Annotated in this window: 13 protein-coding genes and 2 pseudogenes; 12 read left to right on the top strand and 3 right to left on the bottom strand. The window is 70.7% G+C overall.

Annotated elements, in window-relative coordinates:
* Positions 1-122: 122 nt before the first annotated feature.
* The 12 genes and pseudogenes from BXA11_RS40035 to BXA11_RS39980 all read left to right on the top strand — a co-directional run bounded on the left by BXA11_RS40035 (position 123) and on the right by BXA11_RS39980 (position 13,333).
* Complete coding sequence (locus tag BXA11_RS40035; protein WP_239105328.1) at positions 123-1,016, top strand: transporter substrate-binding domain-containing protein; 894 nt, start codon at positions 123-125, stop codon at positions 1,014-1,016.
* Positions 1,013-1,888 carry an amino acid ABC transporter permease gene (locus BXA11_RS40030; protein ID WP_076443178.1) on the top strand — a complete coding sequence of 292 codons (876 nt, stop codon included), beginning with the start codon at positions 1,013-1,015 and terminating at the stop codon, positions 1,886-1,888. The genes BXA11_RS40035 and BXA11_RS40030 overlap by 4 nt, the downstream gene beginning before the upstream one ends.
* A pseudogene (locus tag BXA11_RS40025) lies at positions 1,885-2,658 on the top strand (amino acid ABC transporter ATP-binding protein); the annotation flags it as partial. The gene BXA11_RS40030 and the pseudogene BXA11_RS40025, both read left to right, overlap by 4 nt.
* Before the next feature lie 75 nt (positions 2,659-2,733).
* Positions 2,734-3,855: a CapA family protein gene (locus BXA11_RS40020; RefSeq protein WP_076443190.1), complete on the top strand. Its 1,122-nt coding sequence runs from the start codon at positions 2,734-2,736 to the stop codon at positions 3,853-3,855.
* Complete coding sequence (locus tag BXA11_RS40015) at positions 3,848-5,098, top strand: CaiB/BaiF CoA transferase family protein (protein WP_076443177.1); 1,251 nt, start codon at positions 3,848-3,850, stop codon at positions 5,096-5,098. The genes BXA11_RS40020 and BXA11_RS40015 overlap by 8 nt, the downstream gene beginning before the upstream one ends.
* Position 5,099: 1 nt before the next feature.
* The gene (locus BXA11_RS40010; protein ID WP_076443175.1) at positions 5,100-6,197 is read left to right on the top strand and encodes a 2-hydroxyacyl-CoA dehydratase family protein; all 1,098 of its coding nucleotides are present in this window, start codon (positions 5,100-5,102) and stop codon (positions 6,195-6,197) included.
* Positions 6,185-7,432: a 2-hydroxyacyl-CoA dehydratase family protein gene (locus BXA11_RS40005; protein WP_076443173.1), complete on the top strand. Its 1,248-nt coding sequence runs from the start codon at positions 6,185-6,187 to the stop codon at positions 7,430-7,432. The genes BXA11_RS40010 and BXA11_RS40005 overlap by 13 nt, the downstream gene beginning before the upstream one ends.
* A 128-nt stretch (positions 7,433-7,560) precedes the next feature.
* A complete protein-coding gene (locus BXA11_RS40000; protein WP_030512390.1) occupies positions 7,561-8,487 on the top strand; it encodes an SDR family oxidoreductase in 927 nt (308 codons plus the stop codon).
* Between the two features lie 10 nt (positions 8,488-8,497).
* On the top strand, positions 8,498-9,388 hold the full coding sequence (locus BXA11_RS39995) for an amidohydrolase family protein (protein ID WP_076443189.1): 891 nt from the start codon (positions 8,498-8,500) through the stop codon (positions 9,386-9,388).
* Entirely contained in the window at positions 9,385-9,843 is a 459-nt protein-coding gene (locus BXA11_RS39990; protein ID WP_030512388.1) for a MaoC family dehydratase, read from the top strand. The genes BXA11_RS39995 and BXA11_RS39990 overlap by 4 nt, the downstream gene beginning before the upstream one ends.
* Positions 9,844-9,978: 135 nt before the next feature.
* Positions 9,979-11,532 carry an acyl-CoA synthetase gene (locus tag BXA11_RS39985; RefSeq protein WP_076443171.1) on the top strand — a complete coding sequence of 518 codons (1,554 nt, stop codon included), beginning with the start codon at positions 9,979-9,981 and terminating at the stop codon, positions 11,530-11,532.
* Between the two features lie 349 nt (positions 11,533-11,881).
* Positions 11,882-13,333, top strand: a complete 1,452-nt coding sequence (locus BXA11_RS39980; RefSeq protein ID WP_083744935.1) for a glycoside hydrolase family 10 protein — start codon at positions 11,882-11,884, stop codon at positions 13,331-13,333.
* Positions 13,334-13,444: 111 nt separating this feature from the next.
* Here the strand turns inward: BXA11_RS39980 and BXA11_RS39975 are convergent, their stop codons facing one another.
* The 3 genes and pseudogenes from BXA11_RS39975 to BXA11_RS43570 form a co-directional block, all read right to left on the bottom strand.
* The gene (locus BXA11_RS39975) at positions 13,445-14,005 is read right to left on the bottom strand and encodes a hypothetical protein (RefSeq protein WP_051762859.1); all 561 of its coding nucleotides are present in this window, start codon (positions 14,003-14,005) and stop codon (positions 13,445-13,447) included.
* Positions 14,002-14,652, bottom strand: coding sequence for a hypothetical protein (locus tag BXA11_RS39970; RefSeq protein WP_076443169.1), 651 nt, complete (start codon positions 14,650-14,652; stop codon positions 14,002-14,004). The genes BXA11_RS39975 and BXA11_RS39970 overlap by 4 nt, the downstream gene beginning before the upstream one ends.
* A gap of 77 nt (positions 14,653-14,729) precedes the next feature.
* Positions 14,730-15,389 (bottom strand): annotated as a pseudogene (locus tag BXA11_RS43570) (hypothetical protein); the annotation flags it as partial.

Raw genomic sequence — 15,389 nt, 5'->3', positions numbered from 1 at the left:
GGCTCGCCCCGTACGTCTCCGCTGCACAGTCGCCTCTTGACAGGTGTGCACCCCTAGGTGTGACACTTATCCCAACGACCGCCAAATTAACTGCATCATTAGTTGGTCGTGGAAGGACCACCATGAGAATGCCCAGGACCATCCTCGCGGGTGCGGCGGCCTTGGCCCTCGCCGGCGTCGCAGCCTGCGGTGGAGGCGACGGCGAGACACAGCGGCCGGCCGGTGCGACGGCTCTGTACGACGCCTTGCCCGATGGCATCAAAGAAGCGGGCGTCATCCGATTTGCCGGGGATTCCCACCCGCCCTATCGGATCGTCGCCAACGACGGCAAGACCGTCACGGGCATCGACAAGGAGTTGCAGGACGCCCTCGGCAAGGTGCTGGGGGTCCGCACCGAGATCTCGATCGTCAGCGGCCTGCCCGCGGCGCTGTCCGGCATGCTCGCCTCGCGGTACGACGCCTTCAACGGCCCGGTCAAGGACAGCGCCGAGCGGGAGAAGCAGTTCGACGCGCTCGTGTGGATGGTCACCCGGACCTCCTATCTGATCCCCAAGGCGGGGTCCTCGGCCGTCAAGAGCTCGGGTGACCTGTGTGGCAAGCGCGTCGCCGGCACCGCCGGCAGCATCGTGGAGGACCAGGCCAAGCGCCTGACCGAGTGGTGCGCCAAGCAGGGCAAGCCGGGCCTCGACTTCATCGGCTTCGCCGACACCAACGGCACCATCCTCGCCGCGAAGTCCGGCCGGGCCGACGCGGCCGGCATGACCGAGAGCGCCGCCCTCGACGTGCTCTCCAAGGAGAAGGACGCCTTCACCTACGTCACGCAGACCGAGGAGCAGGGCGCCGGCGTCGACCAGCTGGCGATGCTCGTGCCCAAGTCCAGCGGCCTCGGCCCGGTCATGCTCGACGCGTTCAAGGAGATCTTCAAGAACGGCGAGTACAAGAAGATCATGGACAAGTACGGGCTCCAGAGCGTGGCGGTGCCGGAGCCCAAGATGAACACCGCGGCGACGCAATGAGCGTGGCACCGCAGACGGCGGCACCACAGGCCGGGGCGCCACAGTCCGTGGACGTCGCCGCCGCCCGGCCGCGCGTCCGCCCCCTGCGGTGGGTGGCCGGGGCCGTGCTGCTCGTGCTCGTGGCGCAGTTCGCCTGGTTCCTCGTCACCAACCCGCGGTTCGAGTGGCCGGTGGCCGGCACGTACCTGTTCGACCCGAACGTCCTGCGCGGTCTGGGCATGACGCTGCTGCTCACCGTCATCGTGATGCTGCTGGGCAGCGTGCTCGGGGTGCTTCTCGCGGCGGGCAGGCTGAGCGGCTTCCGGCCGGTGGCCTGGGCCTGCGGCGTCTACGTCACGGTCTTCCGCAGCATCCCGCCCCTGGTCCAGCTGATCTTCTGGTTCAACCTCGGTTATCTGCTGCCGCGGATCCCGCTGGGCATCCCGTTCGGCCCGACGTTCGTCTCGTGGCCGACCAACTCCGTGATCAGCTCGCTGACCGCGGCCGTCATCGGGCTCACCCTGCACGAGGCCGCGTACATGGCCGAGATCGTCAGGGCCGGCATCCTGGCCGTGGACGGCGGCCAGCGCGACGCGGCCCGCGCGATGGGGTTCACGGCGCGGCAGAGCTTCGTGAAGGTCGTGCTCCCGCAGGCGATGCGGGTGATCGTCCCGCCCGCCGGCAGCGAGTTCATCAGCCTGCTCAAGGGCACCTCCCTGGTCAGCGTGATCGCGATGGCCGACCTGCTGTACTCGGTGCAGGTGATCTACAACAGGACATACGAGATCGTGCCGCTGCTGATCGTGGCCTGCGCCTGGTACCTGGTGGTGGTCATCAGCCTGTCCTTCGGCCAGCGGCGCCTGGAGCGGCACTTCGGAAAGGGGCAGCGGTGAGCGAGGCAGCGGTGAGCGGCACGCCGGTCCTGCGCGTCCGCGACGTGCGCAAGCGGTTCGGCGACCACGTGGCGCTCGACGGGGTGAGCCTGGACGTGCACGAGGGCGAGGTCGTCACCGTGATCGGCCCGTCCGGTTCGGGCAAGTCCACCCTGGTCCGCTGCGTCCACCAGCTGGAGAGCATCGACGGCGGGGCCATGCACCTCGACGGGGAGCTGCTCGGCTACGAGTTCCACCGGGGCCACCTGCGCCCCCTGCCGGATCGGCGGGTGGCCGCCCAGCGCGGCCGCATGGGCATGGTCTTCCAGCAGTTCAACCTGTTCCCGCACTGGAGCGTGCTGCGCAACGTCATCGAGGCGCAGGTGCTGGTCCACAGACGGAGGCCGGAGAAGGCCCGCGAGGAGGCGCTGCGGCTGCTGGAGCGCGTGGGGCTCGCCGACAAGGCGGACGCCCATCCCCGGATGCTGTCGGGGGGCCAGCAGCAGCGCGTCGCCATCGCGAGGGCCCTGGCCACCAACCCGCGGATCATGCTGTTCGACGAGCCCACCAGCGCCCTGGACCCCGAGCTGGTGGACGAGGTGCTGAGCGTCGTGCTCGACCTGGCCCGCGGCGGAATGACCATGATCATCGTGACGCACGAGATGAGCTTCGCCCGCGAGGTGGCCGATCGGTGCGTCTTCATGGAGAACGGCCGGGTGGTCGAGACCGGTGCTCCCGAGGAGATCTTCGACAACCCCGCCTCGCCCCGCCTGCGGGCCTTCCTGTCGCGCTACTCCGGGCGCGCGGCGCAAATTCCCGACGAACGCCTCCTGGAGGAGGAGACCACCTCTTTGAGTTTCACGGTAATGGCCGTCGGCGACCTCGTCGTCGACGAGCCCGACCCCGCGTCCTTCTTCGCCCCGGCCCGGGAGACGCTGGGCCGGGGCGATGTGGTGATCGGCCACATCGAGGTTCCCCACAGCACGTCCACCGCTCAGGTCAGCACCGACGTCCCCGCCCCGCCCGCCGATCCCGCCGCGCTGTCCGCGGTCGCCGAGGCCGGCTTCCACGTGGTGACGCTCGCGGGCAACCACGTCTACGACGTCGGCGACCAGGGGGTGGCCGACACGATCAAATACGCGACCGAGGCCGGGCTGACCACGACGGGCGCCGGCCTGACCCTCGACGAGGCCCGCCGCCCCGCCGTCGTGGAGCGCGACGGGCTGCGGATCGGCGTGCTCAGCTACAACTGCGTCGGCCCCCGCGAGTCCTGGGCGACCAGCCGAAAGCCCGGCTGCGCCTACGTCAAGGTGCTGACCCACTACGAACTCGACCACGCCAGCCCCGGCGGGCCGCCCGCCGTCTACACCTTCGCCGACCCCGCCACTCTGGAGCGGATGGCCGAGGACGTGGCGGCCCTGGCCGCCGAGGCCGACGTCGTGACGGTGTCGCTGCACAAGGGAGTCGGGCACACGCCCGCCGTGCTGGCGATGTACGAGCGGCCTGTGGCGCACGCCGCGATCGACGCCGGCGCGCACGCCGTGTTCGCCCACCACGCCCACATCATGCGCGGCGTCGAGATGTACCGCGGCAGGCCGATCTACCACGGCCTGGGCAACTTCGTGACCGTCACCCACGCGTTGACGCCCGCCACGGGCGACGCCGGCGAACGGGCCGAGTGGGCGCGCCGCAGAGTCGAGCTGTACGGCTTCGCGCCCGACCCGGACATGCCGTACTACCCCTTCCATCCCGAGAGCCGGAACACCGCGATCGCGGTCTGCCGGTTCGACCGGGACGGCAGCGGTTCGGCCGGCCTGGTCTCGGCCGGAATCGTGCCCTGCTGGATCGACGGCGCGGGCCGTCCGGTGCCGCTCGGCGACGACGAGGAGGGGCGGCGGGTCGTGTCGTACATCGAGGGCATCACGCGACAGGCGGGCCTGACGACGGAGTTCCACTGGGAGGGAGACGAGGTGGTGCTGCGTGGCTGACCGTCCGCTCGCCGGCCGCACGGTGATCGATCTGACCACCGCGCTGTCCGGTCCGTACGCGACCCTGCTGCTGGCCGGGCTCGGCGCCCGCGTGATCAAGGTGGAGAACCCGCTGACCGGCGGCGACAGCTCCCGCAACAACGCCCCCTATCTCGGCGCGGACGGGCTGACGCTGGCGCGTCACGGCGACGACGACATGTCCGTGTCGATGCTCCTGCGGGGCCGCAACAAGCAGAGCGTCACGCTCAACCTCAAGCACCCCAAGGCCCGCGACATCCTGGCCGGGCTGGTCCGGGTGTCGGACATCATGATCGACAACTACAGCGCCGGCGTCATGGCGCGGCTCGGCATCGGCCACGACTGGGCCAGCGCGATCAACCCGCGCATCGTGTGCACGTCGATCAGCGGCTTCGGCGCGCAGGGCGGTCCGGGCTCCGGAAAGGCGATGGACACCATCATCCAGGCGCTCAGCGGCGTGATGATGACCGCGGGCGCGCCCGGCGAGCCGCCGGTCCGCTTCGGGCTGCCGGTGGGCGACCTGGTCGCGCCGCTGTACGCGGTGATCGGCACGCTCGCCGCGGTCCTGCGGGCCGACGCGACCGGCCAGGGCCAGCACGTGGACGTGTCGATGCTGGGAGCGCTGACCTCGCTGGTGGCGTGTGAGCCGTTCGACGCGTACGAGAAGCTGGGCCTGCCCATGCGCACGGGGACGACGGTGCCCAGGCTGGCGCCGTTCGGAACGTTCCCCGCCGCGGACGGCTGGTTCGCGCTGTGCGGTCCCACCGACGCGTTCGCCCGCGGCCTGTTCGCGGCGATGGGACGCGACGATCTGGCCGCGGACCCGCGCTTCGCCACCCGTGACGCGCGCGTGGCCAACGCCGGCGAGCTGCACGCGCTGGTGGCCTCGTGGGCGGCGGACCGCCCGCTCGACGCGATCCTCGACGCGCTCACCCGGCACGGCGTCCCCGCCGCCGAGGTGCGCGAGCCCGGCGACGCCGTGCGCGACCCGCTGGTGCTGGAGCGCGAGGAGGTCGTGCCGCTGGAGCATCCGCGCCACCGTCCGGGCCAGGGCCCCCAGGGGGACCTGTACGGGACCGGCGTGCCGATCCGCTTCTCCGCTTCGGAGGCCGGGCTCGACCGGCCGGCGCCCGGCCTCGGCGAGCACAACGCGGAGATCTACGGCGGCCTGCTCGGCTACTCCGACGACGAGCTCAAGGCCCTGGCCGGAGAGGGGGTGATCTGACATGCCCACGGCGCTCGCCGCGCTGGAGGAGGCGTACGCCCGGCGCGGCGCGCCTCCGGCCTCCCCGAAGGGCCCGGCCGGCGACCGGACGCCGGTCGTCGGGTACGTCGGGGCGGACATGCCGGTCGAACTGCTGACGGCCGCAGGGGTCCGTGCGTTCCGCCTCACGGGCGACCCGGAGTCCGGCTCCGCGCTCGGGGACCGCTACCTGGGCCGCGGGGTGGACCCGATGGCCCGCTCGGTGCTCACCCGGCTGCTCGACGGGGCCTTCGGCGACCTGGACCACATCGTGGTCTCGCACGACTGCGAGGCGTCCCTGCGGCTGTTCTACGCGCTGCGCGAGCTGCGCCGCGTGGAGCCCGGCACGAAGCTGCCCGAGGCGTATCTCGTGGACATCCTGCACCTGCCGCACCGCACGACCGCCCGGTACAACCGGCGCAGGATCGGCGAGTTCGCGGCCAGGCTGGAGGCCTGGACCGGCCGCCCTCTCGACCTGGCCGGGGCGGTGGCGGCGCACGACGAGCGCCGCCGGCTGCTGGCCGCCGTCGCCGAGCTCCGCCGGGCCGTGCCCGCCCGCCTGACGGGCCGGCAGTTCCTCGCGGTGGCCGACCCGGGCCTGCCCGTGGACGAGCACATCGCGTTGCTGGAACGGCTGCTGGCCGAGGCGGGACAGCTCGGAGAACACGCCGGGCGGCGCGTCTTCCTGAGCGGCGGCGACCACGACACGCCGCACGTGTACGAGGCCGTCGAGTCCGAGGGCTACGTGATCGTCGGCGAGGACCACTCCTTCGGCGGCCCGCACCCGGACAGACCGGTCGGCGCGGGCGGGCTCGACGCGCTGGCCGAGCATTACCACCACAGCGGCCCGACCGCGCACCGGGCCACGGTGGGCGAGCGCGCCGCGCACGCGGCGCGGGCCGTACGGCACTGCCGGGCCGAGCTCTTCGTCGCCTACTCCAGGATCGGCGACGAGGCCCCGGCCTGGGACTTCCCGGCGCAGCGCGCGGCGCTCGACATCCCCGCCGTGCTGCTGGAGCGCCAGGAGTACGGGCGTGCCGACCTGACCGCCCTGCGGAAGGAACATCCATGCGCAGTGTGAAATCCCTCGCGACCGCGGCCGAGGCGGGCAGGCACCAGCGCGAATGGTTCGCCGACCTGCGACGGCGGGTGGCGGCCGGCGAGCCGTTCGCCCTGCTGAACGCGGACGTCCCGCACGAGATCTTCCGCACGATGGACATCCCGTACGCGGTCAGCCAATGGTGGGCGTCCCTGGTGGCGGCCAAGCAGCGCTCGGGTCACTACCTGGAGCTGGTGCGGGAGCGTGGCTACCCCGACTACTCCGAGCAGTACAACGCGGTCACCCTCGGCTCCGCCTTCGATCCGGAACCGGAGGCCGGCCCGTGGGGCGGCCTGCCGAAGCCGGACATCGTCGTCGGCGACGCCTCCGGCGACGTGACGCGCAAGGTCTTCGACATCTGGGGCCACGAGCCCGGGGTCACCTTTTATCCGCTGGAAAGCGCCGCCGAGAACGAGGTCCCCGCCAACTGGTGGGAGCTGATGCCGCACCGCTGGGAGCAGGCCGTCGGCCCGGCCAGGCTGGACCTGCTCACCGCGGAGCTGGAGAACCTCGTCAGGTTCCTGGAGACCACCACCGGAAGACGCTTCAGCGAGTCCCGCTTCCGGGAAGTGATGGCTTTGGTCAACGAGCAGGAGGAGTGGAACAGGAAGACCCGCGACCTCATCGCCCGCACCCGGCCCGCGCCGCTCGGCGTCGTCGACAGCATCCCCAGCGTCATGCTCCCGCAGTGGCACCGCGGCACCGAGTGGGCGAGGGACATCGCGAAGCGCTTCTACGAGGAGGTGCGCGAACGGGTCGACACGGGCCAGGCCGCGTGCCCGGACGAGCGGGCCCGGCTGATGTGGATCGGCCGCGGCCTCTGGTACGACATGGGCTTCTACCAGCGCTTCCAGGACGAGTACGGCGCGGTGTTCGTCTGGTCGATGTATCTGGCCATCGCCGCCGACGGGTACATCCGCTACGGCGACGACCCGATGAGGGCGCTCGCGGCGCGCTTCGCCGCCTTCACCGACCAGCTCTACACCCCGCCGTGGTCGAGCGAGTGGTACGTGAAGGAGGCCCGCCTGCACGGCATCGACGGCGTGGTCCATCTGGTCTCCGACGACCCTCGCGGCAGTTACTTCACGGCCAGGGCACTGGAGGCGGCCGGGTTCCCGGTGATCGAGATCCACGCCGACAACGTCGACGCCCGCACCTTCGACGACGAGGTGGTCAAACGCGTCGGTCAGTGGCTGGAGAACGTCGTCCTGGCCTGACCTCGGTCGTCACCCGGCTCCGCTGCGCCATGGGGACCGGTGTCGCACATATGTTGTGCACATCTTTGACGGTCGTCACAATAGTGTCATATATTCGCGCCATTCGCCGTACAACTCAGGGGGAACCCATGGATCTTTCCGGCAAGGTCGCCGTTGTCACAGGTGCGGGCCGCGGGCTCGGCCGCGCCTACGCGGAAGCGCTGGCCGCGGCCGGGGCGGCGGTGGTCGTCAACGACGTGGACGCCGACGCGGCCGCGCAGGTCGTCGAGGCCATCACCGCCGGCGGCGGCGCCGCGCGGAGCGTCGTCGCCCCGGTCGGGTCCGCCGAGGTGGCCGACCGGCTGGTCGACACGGCCGTGAAGGAGTTCGGCCGGATCGACGTGATGGTGACCAACGCGGGAATCCTGCGCGACCGGGTCCTGTGGAAGATGACGGACGACGACTTCGACGCGGTCATCGGCGTGCATCTGCGCGGCACGTTCACCTGCGCGCGGGCCGCGGCGATCCGGATGCGTGAGCAGGGGACCGGTGGCCGGCTGATCCTGATCTCCTCGCCCGCGGGCCAGCGCGGGAACTTCGGGCAGACCAACTACGCGGCGGCCAAGGCGGGCATCGTGGCGATGGCCAGGACCTGGGCGATGGAGCTGGCCAGGGCGAACGTCACGGTGAACGCGGTCGTGCCGGTGGCGGCGACGGAGATGACCAAGACGATCCCCGTCTTCGCCCCGGTAATCGAGGAGTCCGAGCGGACCGGGAAGCCGTTCCCCGAGTGGCTGCGCAAGGACGAGGGGCTGGGCACGGTCGAGGACGTGGCGGGGCTCGTCGTGTTCCTCGCCTCGGACGCCTCCGCCGGCGTGACCGGCCAGGCGATCGGCATCGGCGGCGACCGCCTCGCGCTGTGGTCGCACCCCGCGGAGAAGGCCGTCGCGTTCGCCGACGGAGGATGGACGGCCGAGACCATCGCCGCCTCCTGGCAGTCGGGAGTCGGCGCCGAGCCGGAGACGTACGGCATCCCCGCGCCCAAGGTCCCCGCCGAGGACGCACAGGGAGTCTGACATGACGGTCATGAACGTCGCCGACCTGGTCGCGATCGACGTGCACACGCACGCGGAGATCTCCAAGGACGGGCACGGCTCGCTGAGCCCCGAGCTGTTCGGCGCCTCGGCGGACTACTTCAAGGCCCACGGGCACCGGCAGCCGACCATCACGGAGATCGCCGCGTACTACCGGGAGCGGAAGATGGCCGCGGTGGTGTTCACCGTCGACGCCGAGCACGCCACCGGGCACCCGCGCATCTCGAACGAAGAGGTCGCGGAGAGCTGTGCGGAGCACGCCGACGTACTGATCCCGTTCGCGAGCGTCGATCCCTGGAAGGGCCGGGCGGGCGCGCGCGAGGCGCGGCGGCTGGTCCAGGAGCACGGCGTGCGCGGGTTCAAGTTCCATCCGAGCATCCAGGGCATCGCGCCCAACGACCCCGTGGCGTACCCGCTGTACGAGGCGATCGAGGAGCTCGGCGTTCCGGCGTTGTTCCACACCGGCCAGACCGGCATCGGCGCGGGCGTTCCCGGCGGGGGCGGCATCAGGCTCAAGTACGGCAATCCCATGCTCGTGGACGACGTCGCCGTGGACTTCCCCGAGCTGCGGATCATCCTGGCCCACCCGTCGTTCCCGTGGCAGGACGAGGCGCTGGCCGTCGCCACGCACAAGCCGTACGTCTACATCGACCTGTCGGGATGGTCGCCGAAGTACTTCCCGCCGCAGCTCGTGCGCTACGCCAACACGCTGCTCAAGGACAAGGTGCTCTTCGGCTCCGACTATCCGGTGATCACCCCGGACCGCTGGCTGGCCGACTTCGACAAGCTCGAGATCAAGCCCGAGGTCCGCCCGAAGATCTTGAAGGACAACGCCGTACGCCTGCTCGGGCTCGGCACGCAGGAGAGGACGACAGACGCATGACCACCACCGCGCACGGGCTCGACGAGATCAAGGCGCTGGCCGGCAAGGATCTCGGCCACAGCGGCTGGCTGGAGATCACCCAGGAGCGGGTGAACACCTTCGCCGACGCCACCGACGACCACCAGTGGATCCATGTCGATCCCGTCCGAGCCGCGGACGGGCCGTTCGGCGGCCCGATCGCCCACGGCTACCTCACCCTGTCCCTGGTCATCCCGCTGTTCAACGAACTGCTCGACATCCAGGGCGTGAAGATGAGCGTCAACTACGGGCTGGAGAAGGTCCGCTTCCCCAGCCCGGTCAAGGTCGGCGGCAGGATCCGCCTCGCCGCCGTCGTGGTCTCCGTCGAGGACGTCCCCGGCGACGGCGTCCAGATGCTGCTCGACTTCACCGTCGAGATCGAGGGCGCGAACAAGCCGGCCTGCGTCGCCCGGGTGATCTACCGGCACTACGCCTGATCCGTGACGGGCGCCGTCTCCGGCGCCGCCGCTGTCGACTCCCAGGTCGGCCTCGTCCGCCGGTCCCGGGCCGCCGCGCCCGCTCGGTCCTGGCGCCTTCCCTGATCCCCCCAGCTCACAGGAGGTCGAACACCGATGCGCAACGCCGGACTGGGAGGGTGGCCCGCCCGCCGGGCCCAGATGACACCGGACCGGGTCGCGTTCGTCTTCGAGGACCGGCCCTTCACCTACGCCGAGGTTCACGAACGGACGGCACGGCTGGCGTCGCGGTTGCGTGCGGCGGGGGTGGGGGCCGGTGACCGGGTCGCCTTCCTCGGCCGCAACCACGTCGCCTTCGCCGAGACCATGTTCGCCTCGCACCTGCTCGGGGCGATCTTCGTACCGCTGAACTTCCGTCTGGCCGCGCCCGAGATCGACTACATGCTGGACCACTCGGGTGCGGCGGTCCTGGTCTACGCGCCCGAGTGCGCCGAGGTGGTCCGGGCCCTGCCGCCGGACACCGCGGCCTCCCTCCGGCAGGTCGTCGTTCTGGGCGCTCCGGGGCCGGGGGAGCGGGCATACGAGACCTGGCTCGCGGAGGGCGACCCCACCCCGATCGACACGCCTGTGCGGCTGGACGACACGGCGCTCATCCTCTACACCTCGGGTACGACCGGGCGGCCCAAGGGCGCGATGCTCACCCACGGCAACCTCGTGTGGAACTGCTTCAACCTCCTGCTGGGCGTCGACGTCGCCAGCGACGAGGTGACGCTGATCAGCGCGCCGCTCTTCCACGTCGCCGCCCTGAACCAGACCCTGCTGCCCACCTTCCTCAAGGGCGGATGCTCGGTGATCATGCCGTCGTGGGACGTGGACGAGTGCTACGACCTCATGGAGAAGCACCGGGTCACCTGGATGTTCGGGGTCACCACGATGTTCGCCGCGTTCGCCCGGTCACCCAGGTGGGCGGGCGCGGACCTGTCCTCGCTGCGCACCCTGATGTCCGGAGGCGCGTCGATCCCCGCCGCGCTGATCCGCACCTACCAGGAACGCGGCCTGGTGTTCTGCCAGGGATACGGACTCACCGAGACGGCTCCCGGCGCCACCTTCCTCGAGGCCAGCCAGAGCGTGCGCAAGGTGGGCTCGGCGGGAGTGCCGGTGTTCTTCGCCGACGTGCGGGTCGTGCGGCCCGACGGCACGGACGCCGCGCCGGGGCAGCCGGGCGAGGTGCTCATCCAGGGGCCGAACGTGACCCCCGGCTACTGGCGCAATCCCGAGGCGACCGCCGCCGCGTTCTCCGACGGCGGCTGGTTCCGCTCCGGAGACGTCGCCGTTCTGGACGAGGACGGCCACCTGTACGTCGTCGACCGGGTCAAGGACATGTACATCTCGGGTGGGGAGAACGTCTATCCGGCCGAGGTCGAGGCCGCGATCTTCGAGCATCCGGCCGTCGCCGAGGTCGCGGTGCTGGGCGTACCCGATGCCACCTGGGGTGAGGTCGGCCGCGCGTTCGTGGTTCTCCGTCCCGGCACGAGTGTCACCGCCGACGAGTTGCGCGAATTTCTCCGCCCCCGCCTGGCCAAATACAAGTTGCCCGTCTATTTCGACATAATTGACGACCTGCCGAAGACGGGCTCGGGAAAAATCCAGAAACTCCAGCTGCGCCGTTTCCCACTGCCGGACGCCGGCACCTCCACGTCTTCCCCATAAGGGATGCGTACCGGCTCCGTATGTGGTGAACGTTTCAGTGACGGAAGCGCGCGTACGAAGCGGGCCGGGGCGAGTACGCGGTGGTGAAACGGCACGCAAGAGGCGGAGCCTCCGATGGGGAGCACGGTCGCGTTCTTGACGAACCGGTTCGAGCCGTATTTGCTCCACTCACCGCCATCGGGCTGAGGGAACGTCGAGAAGTCAGTTGTTAGCGCTAACAATCGACGGCCGTTCCCCGGACAGGTCCGGAGCCGAGCTGGTCACGGGAGCGCCGCAGACCCTCGGTCCTGTTCCCACGCCCGCGTGTCATGTTCACACACAGCATCCGAGTCACCACTGGAGGGCTGAGATGGAACCGCCCAACCATCCGATCGACCGGTCACGAGGCCGCGCCCGCGGACTGGCCGCCGTTCTGGCCACCGTTCTGGCCACGGCCACCGCCGTCTCGGCCGGCCTGGCGATGCCCGCGCAGGCGGCGTCGACGCTGAAGGCGTCGGCCGAGGCCAAGGGGCGCTACTTCGGCACCGCGTTGACGCGCGGCGACCTCGGCATCAGCGCCGAGGTCAACCTCGCCGCGGCCCAGTTCGACATGGTGACCCCCGGCAACGAGATGAAGTGGGACGCCACCGAGCCGTCCAGAGGCTCGTTCAACTTCGGGTCGGGTGACCAGATCGTCTCCTTCGCCCAGTCCCACGGCATGCGGGTACGCGGCCACAATCTGGTCTGGCACGCCCAACTGCCATCCTGGGTCAGCAGCCTGCCGCTGAACCAGGTCCAGGGCGTGATGGAGAACCACATCACCACCGAGGCCACCCACTACAAGGGGAAGGTCTACGCCTGGGACGTGATCAACGAGCCGTACAACGAGGACGGCACGCTGCGCCAGGACGTGTTCTATAAGGCGATGGGCGCCGACTACATCGCGAACGCGTTGCGGGCCGCGCACGCCGCCGACCCGGACGCCAAGCTGTACATCAACGACTACAACATCGAGGGCACCAACGCCAAGAGCAACGCGCTCTACTCGCTGGCCCAGTCGCTGCTGTCCCGGGGTGTCCCGCTGCACGGCATCGGTTTCGAGAGCCACTTCATCGTCGGCCAGATTCCCTCGTCCCTGCAGGCGAACATGCAGCGCTTCGCCAACCTGGGCCTGGACGTCGCCATCACCGAACTCGACGACCGCATCCCGATGCCGGCCGACTCCTCCGAACTGCAGCAGCAGGGCACGGACTACGGCAAGGTCGTGAACGCCTGCCTGGCGGTCGCCCGCTGCGTCGGCGTCTCACAGTGGGGCGTGGACGACGGCCATTCCTGGATCCCCGGGACGTTCCCCGGTTATGGCGCCCCCATGATGTGGGACTCCGGCTACCAGCCCAAGCCCGCCTACACCGCGGCGCTGAACGCCCTCAACAGCGTTCCCGACACCTCGCCGAGCCCGACCCCGCCGACGAGCCCGAGCCCGACTCCACCGACCAGCCCCAGCCCCAGCCCCACGCCACCGGTCACGGGCGCGTGCACGGCGACCCTGACGACGGTCAACAGCTGGCCGGGCGGCTTCCAGTCGGAGGTCACGGTCCGCGCGGGCGGCTCGGCGGTCAACGGCTGGACGGTGAAGTGGACCTGGCCGGGCGGGCAGACCATCAGCAGTCTGTGGAACGGCACGCAGAGCGTGTCCGGCTCCAGCGTGACCGTCCGCAACGCCGCCTACAACGGCTCCGTCGCGGCCGGGGCCTCCACCACCTTCGGCTTCACCGCCAACGGCGCGGCGGCCACCCCCGCCCTCACCTGCACGAGCCCCTGATCCGTCACGGGACAACACCACGATGGGCCGGGATCCTCATCCCGGCCCATCGTGGTGATCGCCGCTCCAGGCCGTGCCGGGGTTCAGTCGCCCGATCACCTGGGCTCTCTTTCAGCGACCGACGCTCGCCCGGTTGCGCCGGGCGAGGCCGATGAAGGCCGCGACGGCGAGGAGCGCCACGAGAGCGATGATGCCGATCTTGAGGGGCATGCCCATCGCGCCCTCGTCGTCCGCCGCCGCGGCCGCCTTGCTCTGCGCGGACGCCGATGCGGGACCGGTCGCCGCCACGGGCGAGACGGAGATCTCTCCCGCCTTCACCTTCACCGTCGTGGCCGCCTTGGCGGGCTCGGTCGCGGTCACGGTGACCTTCCAGTCGCCGTTCGGCAGCGGCTCGGCGGCGTGGTAGAGGTTCTGGCCCTCGGGCGCCGACCTGAGCGGCACCGGCCCGAAGGAACGGCCGTCGGCCGAGGTCGCGGACAGCGTCGCCTCGACGATCTCGGTGACCGGGTGGCCGTCCTTCTTGTACGTCGCCAGCACGTTGACGTTGTCGGCGCCGTCCCCCGTCACCTCCAGCTTGATCGCTCCACCGTGGGCGGAGGCCGCCGGTGCGCCGAGCATCAGCACGAGCCCGGCCATCAGGGCGGTGAGGACGTAGGTCAGTGTCTTTTTCACGAGTCGTGATTCCCCTCGGGTTCGTTGTCGGGGGTGAGTTCCCCCTCGCCGGGTGTCGGCAGGAAGACGTGCTGGTGGCCGTAGCCCGCGTCGACGTTCACCGCGTCGAGGGCGGTGGCTCCGACCGACCAGGTGAAGAGCGCGTCGGCGCGTTGCCGCACGGTCAGGTCCATCGCGGTGGTGCGGGCCGGTCCGGTGAGGTCCCGCGCGGCGGCGTAGGTGTCGACGGCCGTGGCGATCTGCCGCACGGCGGAGGTGAGACTCGACCTCGCCACGTTGGTGGCGGTCTCACCGGACGGCGGGTCGGCGAAGCCCTCCACCGCCGCGGTGGCCGCCTTCCGCCAGTTCTCGACGTCGGCGGCGGTCACCACGACCGGCCCCGCCGTGCCGTCGGCGGGCAGGGCCCGGCCCAGCCCGTCGAGAACGGGGACAAGCCGGTCCCGCGTGGTGCGGGCCAGCTCCGTCAGGGTCTTGATCTGCGTCTTGTCCCGGAGGGCGGACTCGGCGCGGATCTGGTCGGCCATCTGCTCGATCGAACTCGGCCGGGTCATCCCGAACACCGCACCGCCGGCGACGAGCGCGCCGAGCGCGAAGGCGACCGCGAGGGCGAGCACGCGGCCCCGGACCGGAGGCCGCTGAACCGGCATCGGTTGCCTGGGTCTGTTGATGGTGCCACCTCCTGAGGGGCGGATGTCGGTTGCGGGGCTGGAAGGGGGACGCCGGCTCATGTTCCGAGGGGGGTGCCGCGGCTGTTGAGGATGATCAGCTTTTCGATGCGGCGGCGGCGTCGGATGCTGGTGAGGCGGAGGGTGAGGACGGCGATGACGAGCAGGAGGAGGAGGGTGAGCTGGGGCCAGGGGATGGCCCAGACGGTGGTGTCGATGGCGACGCGTTCGGCGGTGACGCCGGGCAGGGGTTTGCCGGCGGGGGAGGGGATGGCCATGATCGTGGTGCCGATGGGTCCCAGGGGCCAGGTGCCGGTCACGCGTGCGGTGAAGGTGCGGCTGCCGCCGGGCATGATTTCGCGGGCTTTGGCTTCGGAGGTGTCGTCCCAGCCGTTTTCGCCGGCGAAGGTGGAGGTGAGGATGCGGCTGTCGGGGGCGAGGCGGACGTTGCCGGTGTTGGCGAGGGTGTAGGTGACTTCGACGGTGCCGGGGGTGAAGGGGTTCCACGACCAGGTGTAGGCGGTGTGGACGTCGTTGACGGTGACTTTGGCGGCGAAGGTGCCGTTGACGCGGATGTTGAGGCGGACGCCGACGCGGTTGTGGACGCGGACTTGGCCGGAGATGGCGTCGACGGAGGCGGTGACGCCTGCGGGGTGGTCGCCGGGGGTGGCGTTTTGGGGGATGGTGACGGTGATGGGGACGACGGTGGTGGCGCCGGC

This window comes from Microbispora rosea, from assembly GCF_900156315.1.
Lineage (GTDB): Bacteria > Actinomycetota > Actinomycetes > Streptosporangiales > Streptosporangiaceae > Microbispora > Microbispora rosea.
The sequence above is the reverse complement of the archived record's forward strand: the minus strand, read 5'-3'. Positions and strand labels throughout refer to the sequence as shown.